The 25,830-nt window shown below is 69.8% G+C and carries 25 protein-coding genes and 1 tRNA gene; 13 read left to right on the forward strand and 13 right to left on the reverse strand.

Annotation, left to right across the window (positions count from 1 at the left end; translation table 11 throughout):
- Window positions 1-4 precede the first annotated feature (4 nt).
- The 4 genes from MWM08_RS05480 (at window position 5) to MWM08_RS05495 (ending at window position 3,764) form a co-directional block, all read left to right on the forward strand.
- On the forward strand, window positions 5-562 hold the full coding sequence (locus MWM08_RS05480; protein WP_244458461.1) for a rod shape-determining protein MreD: 558 nt from the start codon (window positions 5-7) through the stop codon (window positions 560-562).
- The gene (gene mrdA / locus MWM08_RS05485) at window positions 559-2,460 is read left to right on the forward strand and encodes a penicillin-binding protein 2 (RefSeq protein ID WP_244458462.1); all 1,902 of its coding nucleotides are present in this window, start codon (window positions 559-561) and stop codon (window positions 2,458-2,460) included. Before MWM08_RS05480 ends, mrdA begins: the two co-directional genes overlap by 4 nt.
- Window positions 2,457-3,602, forward strand: a complete 1,146-nt coding sequence (rodA, locus tag MWM08_RS05490; RefSeq protein ID WP_244458463.1) for a rod shape-determining protein RodA — start codon at window positions 2,457-2,459, stop codon at window positions 3,600-3,602. Before mrdA ends, rodA begins: the two co-directional genes overlap by 4 nt.
- Window positions 3,603-3,688: 86 nt before the next feature.
- Window positions 3,689-3,764: transfer RNA gene (locus MWM08_RS05495), tRNA-Lys, on the forward strand.
- 767 nt (window positions 3,765-4,531) lie between these two features.
- Here the strand turns inward: MWM08_RS05495 and MWM08_RS05500 are convergent.
- The 3 genes from MWM08_RS05500 to MWM08_RS05510 form a co-directional block, all read right to left on the reverse strand.
- The gene (locus tag MWM08_RS05500; protein ID WP_244458464.1) at window positions 4,532-4,789 is read right to left on the reverse strand and encodes a hypothetical protein; all 258 of its coding nucleotides are present in this window, start codon (window positions 4,787-4,789) and stop codon (window positions 4,532-4,534) included.
- Between the two features lie 34 nt (window positions 4,790-4,823).
- A complete protein-coding gene (locus MWM08_RS05505; protein WP_244458465.1) occupies window positions 4,824-5,108 on the reverse strand; it encodes a hypothetical protein in 285 nt (94 codons plus the stop codon).
- A gap of 71 nt (window positions 5,109-5,179) precedes the next feature.
- Complete coding sequence (locus tag MWM08_RS05510) at window positions 5,180-5,365, reverse strand: hypothetical protein (protein ID WP_244458466.1); 186 nt, start codon at window positions 5,363-5,365, stop codon at window positions 5,180-5,182.
- A 570-nt stretch (window positions 5,366-5,935) separates the two neighbouring features.
- Between MWM08_RS05510 and MWM08_RS05515 the strand changes: the two genes are divergently transcribed.
- Window positions 5,936-6,259, forward strand: a complete 324-nt coding sequence (locus MWM08_RS05515; protein WP_255751404.1) for a PilZ domain-containing protein — start codon at window positions 5,936-5,938, stop codon at window positions 6,257-6,259.
- Here the strand turns inward: MWM08_RS05515 and MWM08_RS05520 are convergent.
- The 3 genes from MWM08_RS05520 to MWM08_RS05530 all read right to left on the reverse strand — a co-directional run bounded on the left by MWM08_RS05520 (window position 6,250) and on the right by MWM08_RS05530 (window position 9,229).
- On the reverse strand, window positions 6,250-6,933 hold the full coding sequence (locus MWM08_RS05520; RefSeq protein WP_244458467.1) for a hypothetical protein: 684 nt from the start codon (window positions 6,931-6,933) through the stop codon (window positions 6,250-6,252). The genes MWM08_RS05515 and MWM08_RS05520 overlap by 10 nt on opposite strands.
- A gap of 39 nt (window positions 6,934-6,972) precedes the next feature.
- Complete coding sequence (locus MWM08_RS05525; protein ID WP_244458468.1) at window positions 6,973-7,230, reverse strand: hypothetical protein; 258 nt, start codon at window positions 7,228-7,230, stop codon at window positions 6,973-6,975.
- Between the two features lie 916 nt (window positions 7,231-8,146).
- Window positions 8,147-9,229, reverse strand: coding sequence for a hypothetical protein (locus tag MWM08_RS05530; protein ID WP_244458469.1), 1,083 nt, complete (start codon window positions 9,227-9,229; stop codon window positions 8,147-8,149).
- A gap of 224 nt (window positions 9,230-9,453) precedes the next feature.
- Here MWM08_RS05530 and MWM08_RS05535 point away from each other — a divergent pair, with 224 nt between their 5' ends.
- The 8 genes from MWM08_RS05535 to MWM08_RS05570 all read left to right on the forward strand — a co-directional run bounded on the left by MWM08_RS05535 (window position 9,454) and on the right by MWM08_RS05570 (window position 16,688).
- Window positions 9,454-9,936 (forward strand): MarR family transcriptional regulator, encoded by a 483-nt coding sequence (locus tag MWM08_RS05535; protein WP_244458470.1) that lies wholly within the window; start codon window positions 9,454-9,456, stop codon window positions 9,934-9,936.
- Window positions 9,917-11,059 (forward strand): HlyD family secretion protein, encoded by a 1,143-nt coding sequence (locus MWM08_RS05540; RefSeq protein ID WP_244458471.1) that lies wholly within the window; start codon window positions 9,917-9,919, stop codon window positions 11,057-11,059. The genes MWM08_RS05535 and MWM08_RS05540 overlap by 20 nt, the downstream gene beginning before the upstream one ends.
- Complete coding sequence (locus tag MWM08_RS05545; RefSeq protein ID WP_244458472.1) at window positions 11,052-12,638, forward strand: DHA2 family efflux MFS transporter permease subunit; 1,587 nt, start codon at window positions 11,052-11,054, stop codon at window positions 12,636-12,638. The genes MWM08_RS05540 and MWM08_RS05545 overlap by 8 nt, the downstream gene beginning before the upstream one ends.
- A 31-nt stretch (window positions 12,639-12,669) precedes the next feature.
- Window positions 12,670-13,170 (forward strand): GAF domain-containing protein, encoded by a 501-nt coding sequence (locus tag MWM08_RS05550; protein WP_244458473.1) that lies wholly within the window; start codon window positions 12,670-12,672, stop codon window positions 13,168-13,170.
- Between the two features lie 16 nt (window positions 13,171-13,186).
- Window positions 13,187-14,152 carry a Bug family tripartite tricarboxylate transporter substrate binding protein gene (locus MWM08_RS05555; RefSeq protein WP_244458474.1) on the forward strand — a complete coding sequence of 322 codons (966 nt, stop codon included), beginning with the start codon at window positions 13,187-13,189 and terminating at the stop codon, window positions 14,150-14,152.
- Window positions 14,153-14,215: 63 nt separating this feature from the next.
- Window positions 14,216-15,016, forward strand: a complete 801-nt coding sequence (locus MWM08_RS05560; protein ID WP_244458475.1) for a crotonase/enoyl-CoA hydratase family protein — start codon at window positions 14,216-14,218, stop codon at window positions 15,014-15,016.
- Between the two features lies 1 nt (window position 15,017).
- Complete coding sequence (locus tag MWM08_RS05565) at window positions 15,018-15,863, forward strand: SDR family oxidoreductase (RefSeq protein WP_244458476.1); 846 nt, start codon at window positions 15,018-15,020, stop codon at window positions 15,861-15,863.
- A 12-nt stretch (window positions 15,864-15,875) separates the two neighbouring features.
- Window positions 15,876-16,688 (forward strand): enoyl-CoA hydratase-related protein, encoded by an 813-nt coding sequence (locus tag MWM08_RS05570; protein WP_244458477.1) that lies wholly within the window; start codon window positions 15,876-15,878, stop codon window positions 16,686-16,688.
- On the opposite strand, the gene MWM08_RS05575 is transcribed toward MWM08_RS05570, so the two are convergent.
- The 7 genes from MWM08_RS05575 to MWM08_RS05605 form a co-directional block, all read right to left on the reverse strand.
- Window positions 16,675-17,892, reverse strand: a complete 1,218-nt coding sequence (locus tag MWM08_RS05575; RefSeq protein WP_244458478.1) for a CaiB/BaiF CoA transferase family protein — start codon at window positions 17,890-17,892, stop codon at window positions 16,675-16,677. The two genes, MWM08_RS05570 and MWM08_RS05575, sit on opposite strands and share 14 nt — an antisense overlap.
- Window positions 17,893-17,896: 4 nt before the next feature.
- Entirely contained in the window at window positions 17,897-19,072 is a 1,176-nt protein-coding gene (locus MWM08_RS05580; RefSeq protein WP_244458479.1) for an acyl-CoA dehydrogenase family protein, read from the reverse strand.
- A gap of 64 nt (window positions 19,073-19,136) precedes the next feature.
- Window positions 19,137-20,021 carry an MBL fold metallo-hydrolase gene (locus tag MWM08_RS05585; protein ID WP_244458480.1) on the reverse strand — a complete coding sequence of 295 codons (885 nt, stop codon included), beginning with the start codon at window positions 20,019-20,021 and terminating at the stop codon, window positions 19,137-19,139.
- A 25-nt stretch (window positions 20,022-20,046) separates the two neighbouring features.
- A complete protein-coding gene (locus MWM08_RS05590) occupies window positions 20,047-21,027 on the reverse strand; it encodes a Bug family tripartite tricarboxylate transporter substrate binding protein (RefSeq protein ID WP_244458481.1) in 981 nt (326 codons plus the stop codon).
- Between the two features lie 79 nt (window positions 21,028-21,106).
- Entirely contained in the window at window positions 21,107-21,991 is an 885-nt protein-coding gene (locus MWM08_RS05595; protein ID WP_244458482.1) for a DMT family transporter, read from the reverse strand.
- Window positions 21,988-22,863, reverse strand: coding sequence for an alpha/beta fold hydrolase (locus MWM08_RS05600; RefSeq protein ID WP_244458483.1), 876 nt, complete (start codon window positions 22,861-22,863; stop codon window positions 21,988-21,990). The genes MWM08_RS05595 and MWM08_RS05600 overlap by 4 nt, the downstream gene beginning before the upstream one ends.
- Before the next feature lie 73 nt (window positions 22,864-22,936).
- Window positions 22,937-25,828: an ATP-binding protein gene (locus tag MWM08_RS05605; protein WP_244458484.1), complete on the reverse strand. Its 2,892-nt coding sequence runs from the start codon at window positions 25,826-25,828 to the stop codon at window positions 22,937-22,939.
- Between the last annotated feature and the right edge of the window lie 2 nt (window positions 25,829-25,830).

Raw genomic sequence — 25,830 nt, forward strand, 5'->3', positions numbered from 1 at the left:
GGCCATGGTGAGCCCCCCCTTCCGTCCGCCCCAGGGGCGCCCGGCGCCCGCGCCGGGGCTGCTGCGCCGGCTCGATGCCTTCGCACGCCTCGCCTTCCCTGGCTTTTCGACCGGGTTCCTGATGGTGCTCGCTGCCGCGCCGGTCAGCCTGCCATCCCCGGTTTTCGCCGCGACGCTGCCTTGCGTGTTCTTCTGGTCCGTGTTCCGGCCGGCGGCGATGTCGCCACCGGTGATCTTCGCGCTCGGGCTGCTGCTGGACCTGCTGACGCTGGCGCCCTTGGGCGCAGGTGTGCTGGTGCTGCTGGGGGTGCATGGGGCGGCGCTGCGGTTCCGGCGCTTCCTGGTGCGGCAGTCCTTCCTGATGGTGTGGCTTGTCTTCTGTGCCACGGCGCTGTTGGCGGCAGCCCTGTTCTGGGCGCTGCAGGCGCTGCTGGCGCTGCGCGTCGCGCCCTTCGGGCCGGCCTTGCACGCCGCGATGCTCTCGGCAGGCCTCTACCCCGCCATCGCGCTGGTGCTCGCCCGTGTACACGAAGCCATGCGCCAGGCGGAGACCGCGCCATGACCTGGCGCCCGTGGGGTGGGCCCGGCCTGCTGGGCGGCGAGCGCAGCATCCGCAAGGAAGAAGAACGCCGCCGCGGCATCTTCACGCGCCGCGCGGCCGTGCTCGGCACGATCCAGCTCGGCGCCTTCGCCTTCCTGGGTTCGCGCCTGTACCGGCTGCAGGTCGAGGAAGGCGCGCGCTACGCGACCTTGGCCGAGGAGAACCGCGTCAGCGCCCGGCTCTTCGCCCCGCCGCGGGGGCGCGTGCTCGACCGCAATGGCAAGGTGGTGGCGGGCAACCGGTTGAACTGGCGCGCGCTGCTGGTCGCCGAACAGACCGCCGACCTTGGCGCGACGCTCGAAACCTTCTCGAAGATCGTGCCGCTCGGGGACCACGAGAAGACCCGCATCGAACGGGAGGTCCGCCGCAACCGCCGCTTCGTGCCGGTGATCCTGCGCGAATTCCTGACCTGGGAGGAAATGGCGCGGATCGAGGTCAATGCCCCCGATCTGCCGGGCATCTCGGTCGATATGGGCACCACCCGGATCTACCCGGAGACCGAGCACCTCGCGCATGTGGTGGGCTACGTGGCGGCGCCCGCGGAAGCCGATGCTGGCGACGACCCGCTGATGCAGCTGCCGGGCATCCGGGTCGGCCGCGCGGGGGTCGAACGTCACCACGACCGCATCCTGCGGGGGCGCGCCGGTGCCGTGCAGGTCGAGGTGAATGCCGTGGGCCGCGTGATCCGCGAGCTCGACCGCCGGGAGGGCATTCCGGGCCAGGACGTCCAGATCAGCGTCGATACCGAACTGCAGAAGGCGGTGCGCGCGAAGATCGACGAGGGCACCACCGCCGTGCTGCTGGATGCACGCAACGGCGAGGTGCTGGCCATGGCCACCAAGCCGTCCTTCGACCCGAACATCTTCAATTCTGGCGTCAGCGCCGCGCAGTGGCGGCAATGGACCGCGGCGCGCACCACGCCGCTGATCAACAAGGCGACCAACGGGCTCTACGCGCCTGGGTCGACCTTCAAGATGATCGTCGCTCTCGCCGCGCTGGAAGCGCGCGTGGCGCGGCCGGGCGATATCGTCTCCTGCCCCGGGCACCTCGATTTCGGCAATAACCGCTTCCACTGCCACAACCGCAACGGCCATGGTGGGATGAACATGCGCACGGCCATCATGGCCTCTTGCGACGTGTATTTCTACGAGATGGCGCGCCGGGTCGGCATCGACCGCATTGCCGCCATGGGCAACCGCTTTGGTATGGGCGTGGACCTCGAGATCGAATTGCCTGGCGCGCGTCGTGGCTTGATGCCTACGCGCGGCTGGCGCCAGGCGCAGGGCAGGCCCTGGTCGATCGGCGACACGATCGTGCACGGTATCGGACAGGGGTTCTACCAGCTCACGCCGCTGTCCCTCGCGGTCATGACCGCGCGGCTGGCGACCGGGCGGGCGGTGCAACCGCACCTGACGCGCGCGATCGGCGGGCGCCCGGTCCGCGGCAGCCGTCCGGAGGATTGGCCGAGCCTTGGCATCCCGGACGCCGACATGCGCCTGATCCGCGAGGCGATGTGGGCCGTGGTGAACGGCGGCGGGACCGCGGGTGCCTCCCGGCTGCCGTCGCAATACGGTCAGATGGCGGGCAAGACTGGCACGACCCAGGTCCGGCGCGTGACGCGCGAACAGCGCGAGCGCGGCTTCAACGTCTCGCAGGTGCCGCGCGAGTGGCGGCCTCACGCGCTGTTCGTGGCCTACGCGCCGCACGACAACCCGTTGTTCGCGCTGTCGGTCATCGTCGAGCACGGATCGAGCGGGTCGGGCGCGGCTGCGCCGCTGGCGCGCGACATCCTGGTCGAGGCGTTCCAGCGGCTCGGGCCGGCCCGCCCCGGCCAGCGCGTGGCGGAGGCCGGGCGATGATCTTCGAACGTCGGCTTCTCACCCGCGACCGTGGCGCGGGCATCCTCGAGAAACTGTGGCAGATCCCCTGGACCTTCGTGGTGCTGCTGTGCGGCGTGGCCGCGGTCGGCTACGTCGCGCTGCTGTCGGCGGGCAGCGGCAACCCTGACGCCTATGCCCAGAAGCACGCCATCCGTTTCGGCTTCGGCCTAGTCGTGATGCTTGGCATCGCGCTGGTCGATATCAAGCTGATCGCCCGCTTCGCGTGGGTCGGGTACCTCGGCGCCGTGGCGCTGCTCGTGCTGGTGCTGCTGCACGGCAATATCGGCAAGGGCGCGCAGCGATGGATCGACATCGGCCCTATCCAGTTGCAGCCCTCCGAGCTGATGAAGATCATGCTGGTGCTGGCGCTGGCCGCCTGGTTCCACCGCGCATCCTGGGAACGCATCGGCAATCCGTTGTTCCTCATTCCGCCGGCGATTGCGGTGCTGGTGCCGGTCGGGCTGATCCTGAAACAGCCCAACCTCGGCACGGCGCTGATCACCTGCATGGTGGGTGCGGCCGTGTTCTGGGCGGCGGGCATGCGCTGGTGGAAGTTCGCGATCGGCATCGCGGCCGGCGCCATTGCCGCGCCGATCGCTTATGAACGCCTGCACGACTACCAGCGTGCGCGCATCACCACCTTCCTCGACCCCGAGAGCGATCCGCTCGGGGCCGGCTACAACATCATCCAGTCCAAGATCGCGCTGGGGTCCGGCGGCATGTGGGGCAAGGGCTTCCTGCAGGGGACGCAGGGGCACCTGAACTTCCTGCCCGAGAAGCAGACCGACTTCATCTTCACCATGATCGCCGAGGAATTCGGCCTGGTCGGCGCGCTGACCACGCTGACGATGCTCATGCTGGTGGTCGCGTTCTGCTACCTCGTGGCCTTCCGCAGCCGGCACCAGTTCGGACGGCTGCTCGCGATCGGCCTCGGCACCAACTACTTCCTGTATGTGTTCGTGAACGTGGCCATGGTGACCGGGTCCATCCCGGTGGGCGGCGTGCCGCTTCCGCTGATCAGCCACGGTGGCTCTGCGATGCTGACCGTTATGCTGGGCTTCGGCCTGTTGCTGTCGGCCTATGTGCATCGCGATGCCGAGATGGGACCCATGCGGGAATGATGCCGGCCCCGCGCATAGGGGCTGGACAAAACCGGCGGGGCGGCTAAACAGCCCCCCCTCGGAACCGGCACGCAGGCCGGCCGGGCGGGCGCCTAGCTCAGTTGGTAGAGCAGCTGACTCTTAATCAGCGGGTCGTAGGTTCGAATCCTACGGCGCCCACCACCACTCAGCCGAGTTATCCACAGCCTCGAAAATCCTTGCGGACCCCATGCGGACCCCGCAGCTGCGTTGTTCCGCGTTCGGATCGCGGTATCCTCGCCGAGGTTCTCGGGAGGGCGGGATACGGGCGTTGGGCATTGTGTCGCTACTCGTGATGAGCGCGTGCGGCGTGGCCAATCACCATCCACCCGCCGGGCTCATGGACGCGCCAGCAATTGAGTTCAGAAACGCGGAAGGCGTTGGTCGGTGGTGCCCACAGGGCAGCGGCCCGCTAGACGGGGCGCAATTCCGAGCCTGCCGAGACCGCCTTTTGGCCGAGGGCTATCGGGAGATTGGACCCTGGTGCGGCGGTTCCGCGCCGACAGGGGGCGAGGTCGCAGCCGCCGCCGTGCTGGGGGGAGTTTCCGGCTTGGTGGCGGTCAACGATAGGGCAAACCGACACGCTGAGTGCCAGCGCCGACCACCGGCCTAGGCGTCCCGCCGGTCCTGTCGCCGGGCAACCCATGCGAGCGCGCTGCCGATGGCGTGGAGCAAGACCCACACGCCCACGATCCCCAGCACGACAATACCTCCGGCGACCAACTGCGACACCGACGCCTCCACAAGCCTACTGCGATGCTGCGGTTATGCATTCGGCCGTATAGGCGCCGCCACTAACCGGCAGGCGTGGTGTCGCAGCCGTGACGATACGAACACGGACCGTCGCGTGCTGCGGTGCAACCTGTGCGCTGTGCGATAACGCGTGCCATGCACGCTGAGGGATGGGGCGCCTAGATGCTGCGCTTAGCTATCGCGCGCGCCTGCCCGGCGAGGTCGGCTGCGGCCGTCAGTAGGCGCAGCATCGGCCCGGCTGCGATCCGCCCGGTGGTGGCGGCTGCGGCGAGGTCGGATATGCCCATGCGCCGCGTCACGAGCACCAAGGCGGGGTCGGTGAGCAGGCGGGCCAGGGCCTCACGCTCGGCCCGTGCCTCTTGCTCGGCGTGGTGGCGGGCGCGGTGGCGCATCGCGGCGATGGGGTCGTGCGTCATGGGGTGAGTATCGCCGCGTGTAGTGACCGAGGCATTACGCAGGGCTGGCGAAGTCTGCCCGCGTCTCCGGCGCCGGCCCGTCCCGCTCGCGGGTGACGGTGCCGCGCGTGTCTGTCGTGACCTGCACGCCGATGTTGCGGCCGCGGCATCCGGAGCATCGCAGGCGCTTGGCGATCCCGCGGTCAGTCATGCTGCGGCCGAAGCGCGCGATGGCCGGGCGGATGCCTAGGGCGGTACGCCGCTGGCAACCGTGCTCGCCTTCGCAGCCGAACGTCAGCCGATACGCGTCAGCCTGCCAGCCTTCGTATGCGGCGAGCATCAGCGAGCCGTCGTCGCCCGTGAAGGCGCTGCCATTGTCGCTGGCGGGTCGGGGGCGGGGCGGAGGGGTGCTCAACGCGGGTCGTGCGCTCGCTCGGCGATGACCGCTTCCAGCGCTGCGATGGCCTGATGGACCGCTGCGAGCGTCGCGACTTCCGTATGGGTCGGGGGCTCGGTCGAGTCCTTCATCGCCTCCGCCAGTCCGCGTCGCATAAGGCGCAGGTGTTGCAGCGGGAAGCCGTGGTCGGGGTCATTCATTGAAACGCTCCTTCCTTTCGGGCGCTCCCCCCTCCGCCGCGGTGAGCTGGCGGCGGTCGGCATGTTCTGAACCTTAACCCGCGGATATACACGCCGATGTTCGGTGCATGGCGCGAGGCTGCCCAGCGAAAAGGACGGCCGCAACCGCATGCGCACGCGGGCGCCTGCGCGTGCGGGTTTTTTGGGACAGGTCACTCCCACGGGCGCAGCACTGCCCGCGCCTCGGGATTGCAGTTCACCGCCGCCAGAATCGCCGCGCCTAACCGCTCCCGCTAGCGCGTCGGGAGCCCACCACCCGCACCCGTCGGGGGCGACGCTATCGGCAGTTCCATCCGCCGAGACTGCGGCGGAAAAATCAAGAAATGACCGATCACTACTGCGTGCGATTCCAGCTTTTCGGGCGGGTTCTACGCATGCGGCCTTCAAATACACGGAAGGGTTGTGTAACTCTGCGCAAGTGCGCGGGCATTCGGACTGCTCGACTGTTCGCTGGCAGGGAGGCGAAGCATGTTGGTTGACCCCCCGCTTTGGTCCGGATCAGCGTTGGCGCTCGATCACCGTGCCGCGCCTATGGACAGGCGCCGCACGCACCGCCAGCCAATGTGCTGCGGTGCGCGCTTGGAATTCGCGGGGCGCGCGTGGTCCGTTAACTTGCTCGACCTTTCGGAGGGAGGCGCTGGCGTGCAGGCGCTTCCCGACATTGTGGCGGTCGGCGCGGAGGGTCATCTGATTATCGATACCGCCGTAGCCCCGGTGAGGGTGATCTCTGTCGCCCCCGATCGCGTTGGCCTCGCCTTTGTTCGCCTTACGCCTCACATCGCTTTCGCGATCGCGAGCATCAGCGCCCACACCGCGCAGGATCGGCGCGCGTTGGAACCCGTGTCTCAGAACTGATCGTCGCAAGATCGCCCGAGCATCCGCTCCGCGCCTTCCATCCATATCGCCTCGTGCCGCTCCATGGCGGCTTCCCACTCGGCCCATGTGCGCTCGTATGTCCGCCAGCGCATCCACTTCGGACGGTCCGGCAACACGTCGTCAGCATGGGTGTAGGCGCCGCCCAGCCTGCGATGCAGGCGACGCAGGCGGCCATGCCTGCGCCCCATCGCGTCTTGGTTCTGTGACGCATAGCCGAGCCGATACGCGCCCGGCCCGAGGCTCAGGAACAGGTGCCCGCCGTTTGGTAGATACAGAACCGCGCAGCGCCGCCCGGTGGCCGGACATACCCACCACCAGCGCACGCCGCCAAAGCGGCAGGGCGTAGTTTCCAGCCTCACGGATTGGTCGCGCTGGCCGGTGCGGCGGCTCGGCTGGTCCATGTCGAATCGCAGCCGCGCCATCCCATGATCGGCGTGCAGCGTGAGCGTCACCAGCAAACGGGCGCGAGGTTCGGCCTCGCCGTCAGTCGTCCATGACCAGACAGCGCGTTCCACCGCGGGCAGCGCCGCCGTGTCCGCGCCGCGGAGCGCGCCGCGTAATCGCCGCGTCACCCGATTCACGTCCAGTTTCAGCGTCCGGCAGCCTTCCACCGTGACCTTGCCCGCCGTCCTTCCCGATCCAAAGCCGCCCATGCCTCGCCTCCGCTCGCCCGATAATCCGAAATCGTTTGGCTAACCCGCCTTCCTCGCGCGCGCGGCGGGTGGCGCGGTCCAAAGCGTGTCGAGCCAAGCGATATCCTCGGCCGTCACCGGCGCGCGCGGATCATCGGCGAGGATCGCGCGCAGTTCCGCGATGCGCCCCGCGCTGGCGGCGTCGTCGCGATGGCGCTGCGACAGTTCCGCCAGGCGCTTGCGCCGCCCTCGGGGACCAAGATCAGCGAAGCCTTGCGCCTCCCGCGGCTTCGTCATCTGGTCAAGGATCGCGTCCATCGCGGAGGCAAAGGGCGTTCGCCTTTACGCCCTCGGCCTAGATTATCCGCGCAATGCAGCGGGCGGCGAGCAAGGCGTGTTCGTCATTCGCCGCCCCCAGGTGCTGCACGGCAGTAGCGAGCATGCGGGCGCGGTCCGTGGTCATGGCGTTACCTCACGAATGGCGGTGGGGGACAGGTGGCCGTCGCGCAGCGCCGCGCCGTGTCCGGCTCGCCGGCCTCGCACCACCAGCGCCGGCCGGCGCACATCGGGCAGGCGCCAGGCTGTCGGCGCGCTGCGGCGAAGGCGGCGCCGCGCTCGGCGCCGTAGGGCATCTGCCACCATGGCGTTGCCGGCCTTGGCGGCGTGCGCAGCGGCACGGGCGGCGGGGGCGGCGTTGCAGGCGCAGGAACCGCCGCGGGGGCCTCTAGCCTCGCCAGTGCCGCCGTGCGCTCGCCTTCCGTCATTCCCCATGCCTCGCGCGCCTCGGCGTGTGGCGACGCTCGCGCCGCGAGTGCCAGGCGCACCGCATCGCGGTTCTGGCGCAGGTCCGCCAACAGGTCCGCGGGCGGGTCCTTTGGCGCCGTGAACCGCACCCGGTCCTCGTCCAGGCGCAGCCGCATCCCGACCGCCTCGGCTCGCGCTATCAGCGTCGCCGCACTCACGCGCACCCCCGCGACACGCAAGCGGCCCAAGGTGCCGGACGCATATGGGTCATAGGGGTCATAGGGGCGCGCCCTAGGTTTTCCGCCAGTTTCCGAGCGCCTATGCTCGCCTATGGTCGCCCGATGGTCGGGCCTATGCTTCCGAGCATCGGCGGGCATAGGGCGCGCGACCGCCCAAGGTTTCCAACGGTTTGCGGGCGGCCGGCGCCTATGCCCCCTATGACTCCTATGCCCTGCCGCCCCCCAGGCTTCGCGCCGCGACGGGTGCGCGCTCATATCTCGCCTTCCACCGGGCCGGGCGAGGTCGCGGCGGTGGTCTCGGCCAGCCCGTAGCGGTCCGGCTCCCATTTCCCAGTGCTCGGGCTGCGCGTCAGGACGAAGCCCGCGGCGCGGGTGCCGTCCAGGGCACGGATGCGGGCGGCGAGGTATTGCCGGCCGCGGCCCATCGGGTCCGCCGCCATCCGCACCGGCTCGGCCAAGTCCGCCACGGTCACGGGATGGCCGCGGTGCGCCGCCCACCACGCCGTGAAGATTTCCGCCACCGCCTGCCGGCGGGGGTCCTTCGCCTTCGCGTCCGCGACCCGCGCCGCGGGGTCCTGGCACCCAAGCGCAACCAGCGGATCGCGACACCAGCGCGCCCATTGATTGAACGAGCCAAGCGGCCGCCCTGCCGGCAGCGTGTCACCTTGCTGGCGGCCCCACCGCCAGATGGTCAGCGCGGCGCCCAACAGCACATCACGGGCGGCGAGCGTGTCCCCCACAAAGTCGCCACGGAAATCCCGCGCCTCTGGGTCCTCCAAGCCGGCGTCGAGTTCCACCACGAGGAACCGTCGCGCCAAATCCTCCGACAGAAGGACCCCGTTCCCTGTCACGGCAACCCAGGCGGTGGGGTTCAAGCGCACAGTCTTGGATTGCCCGAGGGGGCGCACCGCGGCCGGGCGTTCCGTGATCGCGGACGCCAGAACGTCGGATTTCAGCGCCGCGCCCGCTTCCATGAGCGCCGCCGTCAGTCGCTTGTCGAGTTCCTCGCCGGTCGCGCCTGCCGTGATCGCTTGCGGTTGCTGCCCATACGCGACGGCGCAGGCGGCGCGCACCAACAGCCCCTTGCCGGTCCCCGCGCCGGAATACTCGGGTGCCCGCGCCAGCAAGCCCGGCGCGAGCCAAAGGCAGGCGCGGCACACCGCCGACAGCAGCCCGACAAGGAAGGCGGATTCGTCCGCGCCAGGTCGTTGCCGCACATCCACAACCGACACCGCATAGGAACCATCGGGGTCATTGGTCCGCGTCGCGTCCGCGAAGGCGAAGCTGCGGAAGTGTCGGCGCAGCACGGCCAGCGCGGCGGCGGCTTCGTCCAAGGTCGGGCGCTCAGGCACGGCGACGGGCGGGACGGACTCGCACCATAGGCGCGTCTAAGCATCGTAGCCTTCGGCTGCGCGGACCGTGCCATCGTCGTGCAGCAACGGCGCGGACGTAATGCCGTGCAGCGGGCGCTCCGCGCAGCGCTGCCCGTAATCGGTCGCCGGGAAATGTTTAGCAGCCTACCTGTTCGCCGGCTCTCCTTCGGGTCTAGCATGGCCGGATGCCCGATGGTCCCGGCCTCGCCCAGACGCGCTGGCTGCTTGGCGTCGCGATCGCCCAGATCGCCAGGCGCTGGCGCCTGAGGCTCGACCAGCGGATCGCACCCTTCGGCCTGACGGAGGCCCGCTGGCTCGTGCTGCTGAGCCTTGCGCGCCGTGGCGACGGCACCACCCAGAAGGACTTGGCCGCCCGCCTGGCGATCGAGGCGCCGACCCTGGTTCGGACCTTGGACTGGCTGGAGCGCGAGGGTTTTGTCGCCCGACGCGCGGTCGCCCATGATCGGCGCGCCAAGACCATCCATTTGACCGAGACGGCGCGGCCCATGGTCATGCGCATAGAGGCCGAGGCCGCCGCCGTGCGCGCCGAAATCCTGTCCGACATCCCGGAGGCCGATCTCGCCGCATGCCTCGCGGTGCTGCAACGCGTGGCGGAAGGTCTCGCGAGGGCCGAGGAGGGCCCATCCAGTGGATATCGGCCCCGCTAGCGGCACCTCGACCACGACCCTCCTGCCGCCGGGCCGCAGCGGCCGCCGCCGCCTGCGCATCGCCGCGGCGGTCACCGCGCTGCTCTGTGTCCTGGCCGGCGGTACTGCCTGGCTGCACCGACAGTTCACCACGGTCTTCGTAGACGATGCCCGCATTGCCGCCGACATGGTGGCGCTCGCCAGCCGCCTCCCAGGATGGGTCACCGAACTGCGCGTGATCGCCGGCGACACGCCGCGCGGCGGCGAGGTCGTGCTGCGCATCGACAGCCGTGAGGCTGAACTCACGCTGCGCGAGATTGAGGCGCGGCTCGCGGGCATCGCCGCCCGCCGCGCGGAACTCGAAGCGCGCCTCGGCATGGTGGACCGCCAGACCGGCAGCCAGGAAGACGCACAACGCGCACGGCTTGAAGCGGCGCGATCCGCCCTGCCGGCGGCCGAGGCCGAGCGCCTGTATGCCGAGGGCGAATTCGCCCGCGCCGGGCAGTTGATGGCAACCGGCAGCGGCACGCGCCAGCGCTACGAACAGACCCGATCGTTGCTCGAAACCGCGACGCAGCGCGTGCTCGCTGTGTCGGCGGAGATCCGCAACGTGGAGGCGCAGCTCGCCACCGCCGGGGCCGCGCGAGAGGAACTGACGGTGCTGCGCCGACAGCTCGATTCGATGGGCCCGTTGCAGCTGGAGCTTACGGCGCAGCGCGACCGGATCGCGCTAGAGATCCGCGATCGCACCATCACGATGCCCTTCGACGGCGTGGTGGACCGCGTCTTCGTCGATGCGGGCGAATACGTGACACCCGGCCAGCGCCTCCTGATGGTGCACGACCCCGCCCGCGTGCGCATCGAGGCAAACGTCAAAGAAACCGAGATCCGCTACTTCCGTCCCGGATCGCCGGTGCGCATCCGCGTCGATGCCTATCCCTCACGCCGCTTCGAAGGAACGGTCGAACGTGTGGGCGCGGCCGCAACCAGTGAATTCGCGCTGCTACCCAGCCCGAATCCGTCGGGCAACTTCACCAAGATCACGCAACGCCTGCCCGTGCGCATCGCGCTCGCGCCGGGCGATGCTGACGGGCTTCTGCGGCCGGGCATGATGGTCGAGATCGAGGCCCTGGCGCGTGAGTGACGCGACCGCCGGGCCGGCCTGGTCCGGCGGCTGGGCGGGGCCTGGCATCGCGGAACTCCAGGCGCGCTGGGGCGCCCCCTATCGCTGGCTGGTGACGCTCGCGGCGATGATTGGCACCGTGGCCACCATCCTGTCGGCCACCATCGTCAATGTTGCGCTGCCGCAAGTGATGGGTGCCTTCGGCATCGGGCAGGACCATGCGCAACTGATCGCCACGGCCTTCCTGGCGGCGGTGACGGCGACCATGCTGCTGAACGGCTGGCTGGTGGACAGCTTCGGCTGCCGGCTGACCTATGCCGCCGCCATCGCGATGTTCGTGGCGGGCTCGATCGTGTCGGGCTCTGCGCCGAACGAGGGCGTGCTCATCGCCGGGCGCGTGCTGCAGGGGGCCGCTGCGGGGATGGTCCAGCCGCTCGGCATGCAGATCATCTTCCAGGTGTTTCCGGCGGATCGGCGCGGATCGGCCATGGGCCTCTATGCGGTGGGCGTGGTGATGGCGCCGGCGCTGGGGCCGACGCTGGGCGGCGTGATCGTGGACGAGTTCGGCTGGCGCGCGGTGTTCTTCCTGGGCGTGCCCTTCGCTTTGCTCGGCCTGGTGCTGGGCCTGGTGTTCCTGCCGGGGCCTACGCGCGACGGCGCGCGGCGCCGCTTCGACGGGCCAGGCTTCGCGCTGCTGGTGGTTGCGCTTCTGGCGCTGCTGACCGGCCTCGCGAGCGGCCAGCGCGAGGGCTGGAGTTCCGATCGCGTGGTGGTGGAGTTGTGCGTCGCAGCCACGGCCACGGTCGGCTTCGTGCTGTGGGAGTTGCGCACGGACACGCCGATGCTGAACCCTCGGCTTTTCGCGGTGCGCGGCTTCGCGTGCTCGGCCGCCGTCGGCGTGGTGTATGGCGCGGCGCTGTTCGGGTCGACCTACCTCGCGCCGTTGTTCGTACAGACCATCCAGGGCTATACGGCGACGCGCGCGGGGCTGCTGCTGATGCCGGCGGGCCTTGCGATGGTGCTGGTCTTCCCGATCGCGGGGCGCATCGCGGACCGTGTTCCGCCCTTCGGGCCGATCGGCGTCGGGCTGGTGCTGTTCGGGATCTCGGCTTGGCTCATGACGGGCATCGGCACCGACACCGCCTTCTGGACCCTCGCGCTGTGGATCCTGGTCGGGCGCATCGGCTTCGGCCTGGCGATGCCCAGCATGAATGCCGGCGCGTTGCGCGCGCTGCCGCCACGCTGGGTGGGGCAGGGGTCGGGGGCGGTGAATTTCGCGCGGCAATTCGGTGGCGCGCTCGGCGTCAATCTGCTGTCGATCCTCCTGGAACGGCGCACCCAGTTGCACGCGCAGGCGCTGACTGCCACGCAGGACGGCCACGGCGCCACGCGCGAGGTGCTGCAGGAAGTGGAGCGCCTGCTTGCGCAGGACGGCATCGCGGACGGGATGCGCCAGGCAATGGCGCACGAGTATCTTGGCCAGATGCTGCTCTCGCAGGCGAGCATGCTCGCCTTCCGCGACACTTTCCTGGCGGTGGCGCTGATCTGCGTGCTGGCGCTGGTGCCGGTCGCGATCATGCGGCGCCGACCGGTGGGATGAAGTTCGTCGGCGGCTGCGCTATGACGGCGGCATGACGCGCATCGAACCACTGCCCGCCCTTGCCAGTGCCGCCACCACGCTGTCGCTGCCCGGACAGCCCTCCGCACTGTTCGCGGCGCTACAGGACGGCACGGCGGCGGCCATCGGCCATCGGCTTTTCACCGTCATGCGCCACGACGCCGAAGCCGGTCGCAACCGACGCGCGCACAGCAGCGATCCGGCCGCTTATCCGGTCTCGGGCTACAAGCCGGTGACTTGGGACCATCCCTGGACGCGACGCGTGCTGGTGGATGGCACGCCCTGGATCGGTGCGGGCCCCGCCGACATCGCCTGGGCGTATCCCGACCATGAGAAGATCGCAGCTATGGGCCTGACCACGGCCATGAACCTGCCGGTGCGCTGGAACGGCCGCACGCTCGGCACCGTCAACCTGCTGCGCGCCACCACCCCCTTCACCGAGGCGGATGTCGCGATCGGCGTGATTTTCGCCGCCTTGGCCGTTCCGGCGCTGCTGACCATCGACGCCGCCTGAATCACAGGAGACCGCCATGATTTCGCTTCGACGCCGGGGCCTGCTGGCCGCACCGCTTGCTATCGCTACGCCGGCACTGGCGCAGACGGCATTCACGCGGCCGATTCGCCTTGTCATCCCCTGGGCGCCAGGCGGCACCACCGACATCCTAGGGCGCATCGTGGCCGAACCGCTCGGCCAGGCGCTGGGCCAGCCCGTGGTGGTCGAGAACCGTACGGGTGCGAGCGGCAATATCGGCTCGGACCTCGTGGCGAAGGCGGTGCCGGACGGGCAGACCATCCTGTTCGGGTCGATGTCCACGCACGCGATGAACCACGCGCTGATGCGCACCATGCCCTTCGACGGCGTGGCCGATTTCACGCCGCTGTCGATGCTCGGCTTCGCGGTGAACACCATGGTGGTGCATCCCTCGGTTCCGGCACAGACGCTGGGCGAGTTCATCGCCTATGCCCGCGCGAATCCGGAGAAGATCGCCTACGCCTCCGCCGGGCCGGGTTCGACCAACCACCTGTGCGCCGCGCTGTTCGAGAACATGACCGGCATCCGCATGGTGCACGTCTCCTATCGCGGCGGGCAGCCGGCGGTGACTGACACGGTGGCCGGCCAGACCCAGCTGTTCTTCAGCGCGGCCACCCAGACCATGCCGCATGTCGAGGGCGGGCGTCTGCGCCTTCTGGCGGTGACGGAGGCGGCGCGTTGGTCGCGCCAGCCAACCATTCCAACCGTCGGCGAGGCGGTGCCGGGCTACGAGATGGCGGTCTGGTACGGCGCCTTCGGCCCGAAGGGCATGGCGCCCGCGCTGCAGCAGCGCCTGAACGCGGAATTGAATCGCGTCATGACGCTGCCCGAGGTGAAGGACCGCCTCGCCGGCATGGGCGTGGAAGTGGCACCCGAAAGCACCGACGCCTTCGCCCAACGCCTGCGCGCGGATGCCGAGAAGTGGGGCGCGCTGATCCGCCGCCTGGGTATCGAGGCGTCCTGAGCACTTCTTGCGGCGCCTGTCGGCGCGTTCCATCCTCGGCCCCCTGAACTTGGGGAAACGCAGATGGACGCGCCGCTGAAGGTCGAGATCGAGGAGGGTATCGCCCTTCTCACCATGAACCGCGCCGAATCGCGCAATCCGCTCGATCCCGAGATGCAGGATGCGCTCCTCGATACGCTCTCGGCGCTCGATGCCGGGCAGGAGGTCCGCGTCGCGATCCTGACCGGCGCCGGCACCGCCTTCTGCGCTGGCGGCAATGTACGGCGCATGGGCGAGGCTGCGAGCGGGGCCAAGGAACGCACGCCCGCCCAGGCCCGCGGCTACTACCGCTGGGGCATCCAGCGCCTGCCGCGGCTGATCGAGAACCTGGAACTTCCGGTGATCGCCGCAGTGAATGGCCCGGCCATGGGTGCCGGTTGCGACCTCGCCTGCATGTGCGACCTACGCATCGCCGGCGAGAGCGCGCGCTTCGCGGAATCCTTCGTGAAGCTCGGCATCATCCCCGGCGATGGCGGCGCCTGGCTGCTGCCGCGCGTGGTCGGCTTCGCGCGCGCGGCGGAGATGGCGCTGACAGGCGACACCCTGTCTGCACAGGAGGCGCTGGCGGCGGGGCTGGTCTCCCGCGTGGTGCCGGATGCCGAATTGATCCCGGCGGCGCGCGCCCTGGCCGCGCGCATCGCGGCCAACCCGCCGCAGGCCGTGCGCATGGCGCGGCGGCTGCTGCGCGAAGCGTGGAACAACCGGCTCGACACCGTGCTGGAAATGTCCTCGGCCATGCAGGCGGTGGCGCACACCACGGACGACCACAAGGAGGCGCTGGCGGCGATGCGCGAGAAGCGCAAGCCGACCTACAAGGGCGCCTGAGATGGCCTTCGCGCCCGGGCTGCTGGCCGGACGCCGTGCGCTGGTGACGGGCGGCGGCACCGGGCTCGGGCGCAGCATCGGTAGGCGGTTCCTGGAACTGGGCGCGTCGCTGGCGATCTGCGGGCGGCGCGGCGCGGTGTTGGATGCTGCTGTTGATGCCTTCCGCGCCGACGTTCCCGGCGCCGTCGTGACGACGCATCCCTGTGACATCCGCGATGCCGTGGCGGTTGAGGCGATGCTCGACGATGTCTGGCGCGATGGCCCGGCGGACATCCTGGTGAACAACGCCGCGGCGAATTTTCTGGCGCAGACGCATCGGCTCTCGGCGCGCGCGGTCGATGCGGTGCTGGGCACCACGCTGCATGGGGCGGCCTACTGCACCGTTGGCTGCGGCCGGCGTTGGATCGAGGCCGGTCAGCCCGGCGTCGTGCTGTCCATCCTGACGCTGTCGGCGCTGCAGGGGGGTGCCTTCACCGCGCCCTCCGCTATGGCCAAGGCTGGCCTTCTGGCCATGACGCAGAGCCTCGCGGTGGAATGGGGCCCGCACGGCATTCGCCTGGTGGCGATCGCACCCGGCACCTTCCCGACTGAGGCCGCGGTCGCACGCCTGCGCCCTGGCGGCGTCGAGCATGCCGGCGTGCCGCTGCGTCGCGCCGGCAAGCATGAGGAACTGACCGACCTCGCCGCCTTCCTGGTCTCGGACCACGCCGGCTACGTCACGGGCGAATGTGTGGTGGCGGATGGCGGGCGGAGGTTGCTGGGCGGCGCGCGCGCCGGCGCGCAGGAGATGCTGGACTGGACCGACGCCGATTGGGCCGCGCAACGCGCCCGCACGCCTGCGCGCTGAGGGACCGCACCGATGCGTTTCGTGGAAACGACCTACGACGTGGCGGACCGCATCGCCACCATCACACTGAACCGGCCGGAGAAGCGCAACGCCTGGTCACCGGAGACCGAGGCCGAAGTTCGCGAGGCCTTCGCGCTGGCAGCGGCGGATGACGCGGTGCGCGCGATCATCTTGACCGGGGCGGGCAGCACCTTCTGCGTCGGCGCCGACGTGACGCGCATCGCCGGCGGGCGACCGCCGCTGCCGCGCTTCGTTGGCGTGACGCCCCCGCCGGGCGGCGATCCGCCCGTCGAGGATCTGGCGCGCCGCTATTCCTACATTCTCAATATCGGCAGGCCTGTAGTGGCTGCGATCAATGGCGCGGTCGCGGGCGTGGGTCTGGCGGTGTCGTTGTATTGCGATCTGCGCTTCATGGTCGCGGGGGCGAAGCTGGCCGCCGCCTTCCCGCGACGCGGGCTGATTGCCGAACATGGCAGCGCGTGGATGCTGCCGCGGTTGATCGGCCCAATGAATGCGGCCGACCTGCTGCTGTCGGGCCGCACCATCCAGGCGGAGGAGGCGCAGGCGATGGGCCTGGTGCGCGTGCTGCCTGCCCACGGGTTCCGCGATGCCGTGCGCGCCTATGTCGCGGACATGGTGGAGAACTGCTCGCCCCGATCGCTGCGCGTCATCCGCCGGCAATTGGCTTTGGCGCCGCTGCAGTCGCTCTCGGCGGCGATCGAACTGGCAGAGACCGAGCAGGCAGCGACGATCGACACGGCCGACCGGCACGAAGGTGCGAGCGCGTTTCTCGAACGCCGCAAGCCGAACTTCACTGGGCGTTGAAGCGCGGCCCCAGGCCGCCGGCCGCACGCACCGCCTCGCGCTCGGCCTCCTGCATGCCCAGCAGATCGCCGAGCACTTCGGCCTCGTGTTGGTTCAGGAACGGGCTGGGTTCGAATTCGGGCGGCGGTGCGCCTTCGATCCGCAGCGGCGTTGCCGGCAGCACCACGCGCCCGACCTCGGGATGATCGACCCAGCGCAGCATGCCGCGTTCGTGCATGCCGGGATCTTCCAGCACTTCCTCGAGCGTTCGCACGGGGGCAGCAGGCACACCGTGCTGGCGGGTCAGGGCCTCCAGCTCCGCGCGCGTGTGCCTGGAGGTCCATGCGGTAACCAGGCGGTCCACCTCGGCCATGTGCTTCACGCGGTCGGGGTTCGTGCGGAAGCGCTCGTCGCCGATCAGCGCCTGCTCGCCCATCGCGCCCAGCAGACGGTCCCAATGCCCTTCCGTGACAACGATGATGGCGATCCATCCGTCGCTGGCCGGATAGACGTTGTAGGGTGCCATCGCCATGCCGGCATGGCTGTTGCCGGTGCGCGGGGGGACATCCTTCTTCAGCATGCCGCCGAAATGCATGCCGATGGCCGAAGCGAGCGTGGAATACGACGCATCCTGCATCGCGACCTCGACGAAGCCCCCCTTGCCGGCGCGTTCGCGTGCGAACAGCGCGGTCATGATCGCGCCGTACAGGTGAGTTCCGCCCAGGAAGTCGCAGACCGTCGGGCCGGCCTTGGTCGGCGGGCCATCCGGGAAGCCGGTCGTGTGCATCACGCCGACCGCGGCCTGTACCGTCAGGTCCATGGCCAGGCGGTCCTTGTCCGGCCCAGTCTGCCCGTAGCCCGAACCCGCGGCGTAGATGATTCGCGGGTTGCGCTTCAGCAGCGCCTCATGCCCCAGCCCCAGCCGATCCATCGCGCCGGGGGAAAAATTCTCGATCACCACATCGGCACGATCGACCAGGCGGAGGAACACCTCGCGCCCCTGCGGGTTCTTGAGGTCGAGCGACAGGCCGCGCTTATTGGAATTCAACATGGCCATCGGCACCGACCCGCCGGCGACCATGGCGCGCCGTCGCAGCGGCTCGCCGGTCGGCGGTTCGATCTTGATGACGGTCGCGCCCGCCATCGCCATCAGGAACCCGGCGTAGGGCGCCTGGTAGATATGCCCGAGGTCCAAGACCAGAATGCCCTCGAGCGGCCGCGTCATGGCGTCAGACCTTCCCGCCCAGCGCGCGTCGGCCGATCGCGCTGCGATGCACCTCCGACGGGCCTTCGTACACGCGCATCAGCCGCACCTGCTGGTGCATCAGCTGCAGCGGCAGTTCCTTCGTCACGCCCATGGCGCCGAGGGTCTGCATGGCGTTGTCCAGCACCTGCTGCGCCATCTCGGTCGCGCGCACCTTCAGGATCGAGGCTTCTGTCCGCACGTCGGCGCCGGCATCCAGCTTCCGGGCCAGGTCCTCCACCATCAGCCGGCAGGCGTGCATCTCCATCACCGCATCGGCGGCAAACCACTGGATCGCCTGGCGGTCGGCCAGGCGCACACCCCAGGTCACGCGGTTCTGCGCATGGTCGGCCATCATCTCGAGCGCGCGGCGCGCCATGCCGACGCAGCGCGCGCCCATCTGCATGCGGCGCACGTTCAGGCGCAGCTGCATCGGCGCATAGCCGCGGCCCAGTTCGCCCAGCACGTTCTCGTGCGGAACGCGGCAGTCTTCGAAGACGAGTTCGTAGGTCGTGCGCCCACCCACCATCGGGATGGCGCGCTCGATCACGAAGCCGGGCGTGCCCTTCTCGACGATGAAGGCGGTGATGCCGTCCTGGCGCTTGCCGTCGCCGGTGCGCGCCATGAGGATGATGAAGTCGGCGCGCGGCACGTTCGAGACCCAGATCTTGCGCCCGTTGATCACCCACTCGTCGCCCTCGCGCATCGCGCGCGTGGTCATGCCGGCGGGGTCGCCGCCGGCGCCGGGCTCGCTGATCGCCATGGCCGAGCGCTGTTCGCCCCGTGCATAGGGGTCGAGGTACTTCGCGCGCTGCACCGGGCTCGCGACCTGCAGCATCATGTGCAGGTTCGGGCTGTCGGGCGGGATGGTGAAGGGCACGCAGGCGCGCGCCATCTCCTCCTCGACCGCCGCCAGCGAGAGCAACGGCAGGTTGGCGCCGCCGAATTCCTCCGGCACGTCGAGACCCCAGAGGCCGAGCTCCTTGCAGCGGGCGAGGAGCGTCTCCTCCTCCTCCGCCGACAGCTTGAAGCCGCCGCCGGAGGCCTCGCGCTTGAGCACCGTCGGTTCGATCGGCATCAGGTCCCGTTCCACGAACTTCGCAACCAGATCCCGCAGCATGCGGGTCTCCTCGGTGGCGGCGTAGGGCTGGTTATGGTCCATTATGCGATCCTCCGAACGGGGCGATACCGACCACTCGGGGCCGGCGGCGTCAAGCGATGTGGGGCTACCGGACGTAGCGCCAACGGAAGCGGTCGCCCTGGGCCTCGATGCGCCCGACCGAGGGGCTCGGAAAGTGGATCGGTAGTACGTTGGTTCCGGTGCCCGCCACCTGGCCGATGAAGGATTTCCGGCTCGCCTCGGCCTCGGCCGGGTCCCAGCAGAACACCGTGGACCAGTCCGGCTGGTGCACCTGCAACGCGTGGTGCATCAGGTCGCCGGTGATGACCGCATGCTGCCCACCGCTGCGGATATGCACGCAGCAATGGCAGGGCGAATGGCCGGGCGTGGGCTGCAGCGTAATGCGGTCATCCAACTGGAAATCGTCATCCACCAGTAGCGCCTGGCCGGCGGCGACCACCGGTTCGCAATTGAAGCGGAATACGTTGCCTCCACCGCCCGGGCGCGTCTCCTCGGCCTTGGTCGAGGCTTCCCACGCCGCGTATTCCCGCTTGTGGAACACGTACTTGGCCTTGGGGAAGGTCGGCACCCAGCGCCCGTCGCGCAGCACCGTGTTCCAGCCCGAATGGTCGATGTGCAGGTGGGTACATAGCACGTAGTCGATGTCGTCGAAGCCCAGCCCCTCGGCCTTCAGACCGTCGAGCCAGGGCTGCTTCGGGAAGTCCATCGGCGCGGGGTAGCCCTTGTCGTCGCCCGTGCAGGTGTCGACCAGAATGGTGTGGTGCGGCGTGCGCACGACATAGGTCTGGTAGGTGATGACCATCTTGCCCGAGGCAGCGTCGTAGGTCTCGGGCTCGACCTCCTTCAGGTGTTCGGCGAGCAGGTCAGGTGCCGCCGCGGCCTTGGGGAACATGAGTTCCGGTGCGCGCCACGGGCCGTCGCGCTCGATGATGCTGGTGATGGTGACGTCGCCGATGGTGAGCTTGCGCATGTCGTGTCCTGCTTCGGTCAGTGGGTCATTCGGCGCGGATGCCGGCCTCGGCGGCCACGCGGCGCCAGGTCGGCACGTCCTCGGCCAGGCGGGCGGCGAGTATCTCGGGGCTGCTCATCAGCGGCTCTGCGCCGAGGGTCGCGAAGCGGGCGCGGAAATCTGCATCGGTGCGCAATGACGCCAGTTCGGCCGAGATGCGCGCCAGGATCGGCGCCGGCAGCCCCTTCGGCGCGGCGATCGCGAACCAGTTGGGCGCGATGTAGCCGGGAATGGCTTCGAGCGCCGCGGGCACGTCCGGCAGGGCCGGGATCCGCTGCGCCGTGGTCACCGCCAGGATGCGCGCGCGGCCTTCGCGGGCGTGCGCCAGCGTCTCCACCGTGCTTGCGAAGACCACGTCGATCTCGCCGGTATAGAGCGCGTTCATCGCCTGTGCCGCGCCACGATAGGGCACGTGCACCAGGTCGATCTGCGCCGTCGCTGCCAGCATTGCGCCTGACAGGTGGTTGGACGACCCGATCCCGGAGGTGCCGTAGGTGATCGTGCCCGGCTTCGCCCGGGCCTCCGCTACCAAAGCCTGCAACGTGCCGAAGCGATGGTCCGCGCGCACCGCGATGGTGGTGGCGATCTCCGCGACCAGCGAAACCGGCGTGAGGTCCGTTCGCGGGTCGAAACCCAGGTTGGCGTAGATCGCCGGCAGGATCGCAAGTGAGGAGGACGTCAGGACGAAGGTCGCGCCATCGGGCGGCGCCTGCACCGTGGCGCGCAGGCCAATCGACCCGCCGGCACCGGCGCGGTTGTCGATCACGAAGGGTTGGCCGAGCTTCTCTCGCAGCCTCTCGCCCACCATCCGGCCCACCGTGTCGATCGGCCCGCCCGGCGCAAAGGGAATGACCAGGCGGACCGGCCGGTTGGGCCACGCGTCCTGCGCCAGGGCCGGGCTGGCCATGGCGACCAGGGCGCCGGCCAGGGTGCGCCGCGCAAGTGCCGGTCGGTTGGTGAACGTCATCCGCTCCTCCCGGGCCGTCCTGACTGCCGCGGCCCTGTCCGACGATCCGCCGGACGCGGCGCGCGCGCAAGGTGCCGCGTCAGCGCCTGCGCGCCTCGCGCCGGGCAATCCAGGTGGTCGCGACGAAGATGACGGCGGCGCCCGCGAAGGTCGTCGTTGCCGGCACGTCGGAGAACACCAGCCAGCCGAGCGCGGCCGCCCAGATCATGTCGACGAACTTCACCGGCTGCGTGGCCGACATGTCGGCGATGCGGAAGGCTTCCGTCAGGCACCAATGCCCGGCACTGCCGAGCAGCCCGGTCAGCAGGAACCAGCCCCACTGCTCCGCCGTCGGCCAGGTCCAGCCCGGCACGGCGAAGGGCAGGGTGAAGACCGCGACCGTGATGGCCTGCCAGGCGACGATCACCTCCGGCCGGTCGCGTCGCGTCAGCGCCTTCGTGATGAGGAAGGACGCCGCGAAAAGCGGTGCCGAGGCCAGCATGACCAGCGACCAGAATCCATCCCCGCTGCCCGTGAACTGCGGCGCCACGACGATCAGCACGCCCAGGAAGCCGATCGCAGCCGCGATCCATCGCGCGCGCACCATGGGCTCGCCGAGAAAGACCACGGCGCCCGCCATGATAAAGATCGGACCGGTGAAGCCGATCGCGGTCATGTCCGCCAGCGGCACGTGCGGTAGCGCCCAGAACCACAGGAGAAGCCCGGCGGTATGCACCGCGCCGCGCCACGCCTGGCCGCTGATACTGTGCGGCCGCCATGCAAGCAGCCCGGTGCGCAGCATGAACGGAAGCAACACGAGGAGACCCGCCAGGTAGCGCAGGAACTGCGTCTGGAACGGATCGAGTTCCTGTGCGAGGCGCCGAGCTATTGCGTTCAGGAGGCAGAACAAGAAGCCCGCCAGCACCATCCAGGCCATGCCGCGCAACGTGGCGGCGCGGCCGGGGCGCGCCGGGGGCGCCGTCACGCCGCGCTCGTCTCGCGGGCAAGGATGCGCGCGAGCGCGGCGTTGAAGGCCTCGGCCGCCTCGTAGGCGACCCAGTGCCCCGCGCCCGCGATCGCTTCCGTCCGAGCCCCGCGCCGCATCTCGTGAACCAGGTCGAGGCGCAACTGCACATGCGGGCGGGCGATGGCGTCCTGGTCGCCATAGATCGCGCCCAGCGGCGCGCGGCTGCGCAGGATCGCCTGCTTCAGCGAATCGGTGCTGGCCCAGCCGCGGCTCTTGAACCTTGCGCGGCGGGTGTGAAGGTCCTGCATCGCCAGCGCGACCTCGTCGATGCGCGCGGCGTCGGCGAACATCAGCGCGGCCAGGTTATGGCGATTGGCCGCTTCGCGGTCGGCGCCTTCCAGCTGACGGACCTTCACGAGTTCCGTCGGACTGCGCACGAAGCCGAGCGCGCCGGCGCCCACGATGGTCAAGGACGCACAGTGGTCTGGATCGATCGCGGCCAGGTGCCCGGAGCACAGCGCCCCGAAGGAGAATCCCACCAGGTCGTAGTCCTGCGCGCCGAGCACGGTTCGCAGGCCCTCGCGCAGGATGGCCGCGATGGCCTCGGGGCCGGCCCCCGGCGGGGGCATGTCGCTGTCGCCCAGGCCCGGCAGGTCGGGGCAGATCACCATCCGCTGGGTGGCGAAGGCAGCGATGTTGCGAAGCCAGTGCCGCCATGACCCGGACCCGCCATGCAGCATCACGAGTGGACGCCCCTGGCCCCAGGCGCGCCACACCAGGGCGCCGTCCGCGCAGGGGGTCTCGGTGCGCCGCGCCAGCTCGGCCATGGCGCGCAGGGCAGCATGCGGCTCCTCGCGCGCAGAGTTCGTGGACCAGGCGAGCAAGGCCATGCGCAGGACGTTCCCGTAGCGTTCGCCGGCATCCTAGGACAGGCGTGGCGGCAGTCCAGGCTGGCGCCGGCGGTCAGGCCGCGGTGACGGTCTTCACCGGCGGGCCCGCCGCGACATCCTCGACGCCGAGCCGGCGTTCGAGGCTCGGCAGCGTCTCGCGCGCTACGGCGATGACGGCGACCTGCAGGTCGGGAGAGGGGTCGCCGCCACGCGCGGCCTTTTGCAGCGCCTCGGCCTCGATCGCAAGGCGGCTCGCGCCCAGCGTCCGTGCCGCGCCCACGAGGCGATGGGCCGCGTGCTGGACATGGCCGGCATCCGCCTTCTCGGACGCGGAGGCATTGGTCAGCAGCGCCAGCGAGCGGCGCACCTCACCCACGAATTCCGCAAGGATCCCATGAGCCGCGTGCCCGAGTTCGCGTTCCAGGATGTCGAGCGCAGAGGAATCGAGGTAGGGCGCCGCCGGTTCGGTCGCCGCCGCGGCGGGCACCGTCTTGCGTTGCGGCAGTTGCTGCACGAGGTCGAGCAGCGCGCGGCGGTCGAGCGGCTTACCCAGGTGGCCATCCATGCCGGCACGACGCGTCGCTTCCACCTGGTCCGGAAGTACCGATGCGGTGAGCGCGATGACGGGGACGTCGCAGGCCGGGGGGGGCAGCGCCCGAAGGCGGCGCGTCGTCTCGAAGCCATCCATGCCGGGCATCTGGAGGTCCATCAGGACGACATCGAACCGCTGACGTTCAAGTGCCAGAAGTGCCGTCGCGCCATCCTCGGCCAGCGTGACCTCGTGACCGGCTGAACGCAGCATGGCCTGTGCGATCTGTCGGTTCGCGAGAACATCGTCGACCACCAGGACGTGCATCGTCGGCAGGGCTGGATCGACTGCGGGGTTCGGCATCGGCGGCGCTTCCTCATCGATGAGCGCGCAGGGTCGAAGTGGGAGTTCGATCCAGAATAGCGCTCCGCCGCCCGGACGCTCGTCGCACCCGATCGACCCGCCCATGAGTGCCACGAGCCGGGCCGAGATGGCGAGCCCCAGGCCGGTCCCCTGGCCATCCGCACCACCGTTGGGCGAAAGTTGCACGAAATCCTCAAACAGCAGGTTGCGTTTGTCGGCCGGCACGCCCGGCCCGGTGTCGGTGACCTCGATACGCATCTGCGCGTCGCCCAGGCCGCGGACGCGCAGTTCGACGCGCCCGCCCGCCGGCGTGAACTTCACCGCATTCGACAGCAGGTTCAGCAGCAGCTGCCGGGTCCGCATCGGGTCGAGCAATGCCGCGGCCGGCAATTGCGGGTCGAGTTCCAGTTCGAAGGACAGCGCCTTGCGGGAGATCTCCGGCGCCAGCAGGGTCGAGCAGCCTTCCAGCAGGGGGCGCAGCGCGACCGGCTGCGGCGCCAGGTCGAGTCGGCCGGCCTCGATCTTCGACAGGTCGAGCAGGCCGTTCACCAGGTCCAGCAGATGGCGCCCGGCCTCGTGAAGGGTCTTCACCTGCTCGCGTTGGTCGGGCGCGAGGCGGGGATCGTGCAGCAGGACCTGCGCGAAGCCCAGGACACCGTTCAGCGGCGTGCGAAGCTCATGCGAGACGCGCGCCAGGAAGCGGCTTTTCGCCTCGCCGGCGGCGGCCGCGGCATCGCGTGCCCCGGCCAGCTCCTGCATGGCGCGCTTCAGCGCGGTGATGTCGGTGCGGATGCCGACCGTCCCGCCATCCGGCGTGCGACGTTCGGTGATGAGCACCCAGCGGCCATCGGGCAGCAGGCGTTCCATCGGCGGCTGGTTGCTCAGGTGGAAGGCCTTGCTCTCGGCCAGGAAGGCCTCGATGTCGTCGCCCGCCTGCGGGTACTGACCGCGCAGCGCGCCTTCGCGCATGATGTCGTCGAAGGTGTTGCCGGGCTGGATGAAGGGCGCGCTTATGCGGTAGAAATCCTTGTAGCGGCTGTTGCACGCGATCAGGCGATCTGAGGCGTCGAACATCACGAAGCCGTCCGACATGGCTTCGAGCGCGCTTTCCAGCGTCTGCCGGGCCTTGGCGCGCTCGTCCTCGGCCTTGCCGCGCTGGCGCAAGATGACCATCAGCGCGAGCGCCACCAGGATGATGACGATCCCGAGGATGGACGAAACCGCCAGCGCACGGACGCGGTCGCGATACCAGCCCGCGAGCGCGGCATCCACCTCGATGGTCGCGCTGACCACCAGCGCTGGATAAAGCGTCGGACGCGCCGATACGAAGACCTCCTGACCGTTGAAGCGGCTGATCGCGAGCGTCGCACGACCATTCGGCAGGCCCGAGACGTGGGCGAGCTGCTGGCCGATGCGTGACTCGTCATGAGGCACCGAGGCGAGCAGCACGCCATCGTCACGTTCAAGTGTCGTGCGAAGGCCCGGGCTCTCTCCCGCGGCGGAGAGCAGCGAACGCACCGAGGGCAGCGGCACCTCGGCAACCGCCCGGACCGGCCCGAGCCCCACGATGGTGACGTTGCGCGCGAAGAACAGGGACCACTCGCCCGTACTCGGGTTCTGTACCGGGCCGCCGATCGACACCCCGCCGCTGGCCGCGGCGAGCTCCGAGAAGCCTGTCTCCACGGGCAGCGGCAGGCGTCGGCGGCGGGAGACCGGCAGGGCAGTGGCCACCGGCAGCCCGTTGGCGCCAAGCAGCAGGATGTCCCGATAGGTGAAGTTCTGGTTGATGAACTGCCTGAGCACGCGGTTCACCGACGCCGTGTCGATCTGCCCGTTCGTCGCGAAGGGTGCGAGCATGGCCGGCAGCCCGGCCAGCATGGCGTCGACCTGCACGAAGGCGCGATTGATCGATGCCTCAGTCGCGATACTGATGCGTTCGACGGTCTCCTGCGCGCCACGGATCTGCGCCTCGCGGGCCCGCCCGATGATCATCATCGTCGCAGCCGTCTGCGCCAGCAGCAGGATCACCGCGCCGACGAAAACGGCGCGGCGTAGAAACCGCGTGTTCTGCATCG

This window comes from Roseomonas fluvialis (genome assembly GCF_022846615.1).
In the GTDB taxonomy this organism is placed as follows: Bacteria; Pseudomonadota; Alphaproteobacteria; order Acetobacterales; family Acetobacteraceae; genus Neoroseomonas; species Neoroseomonas fluvialis.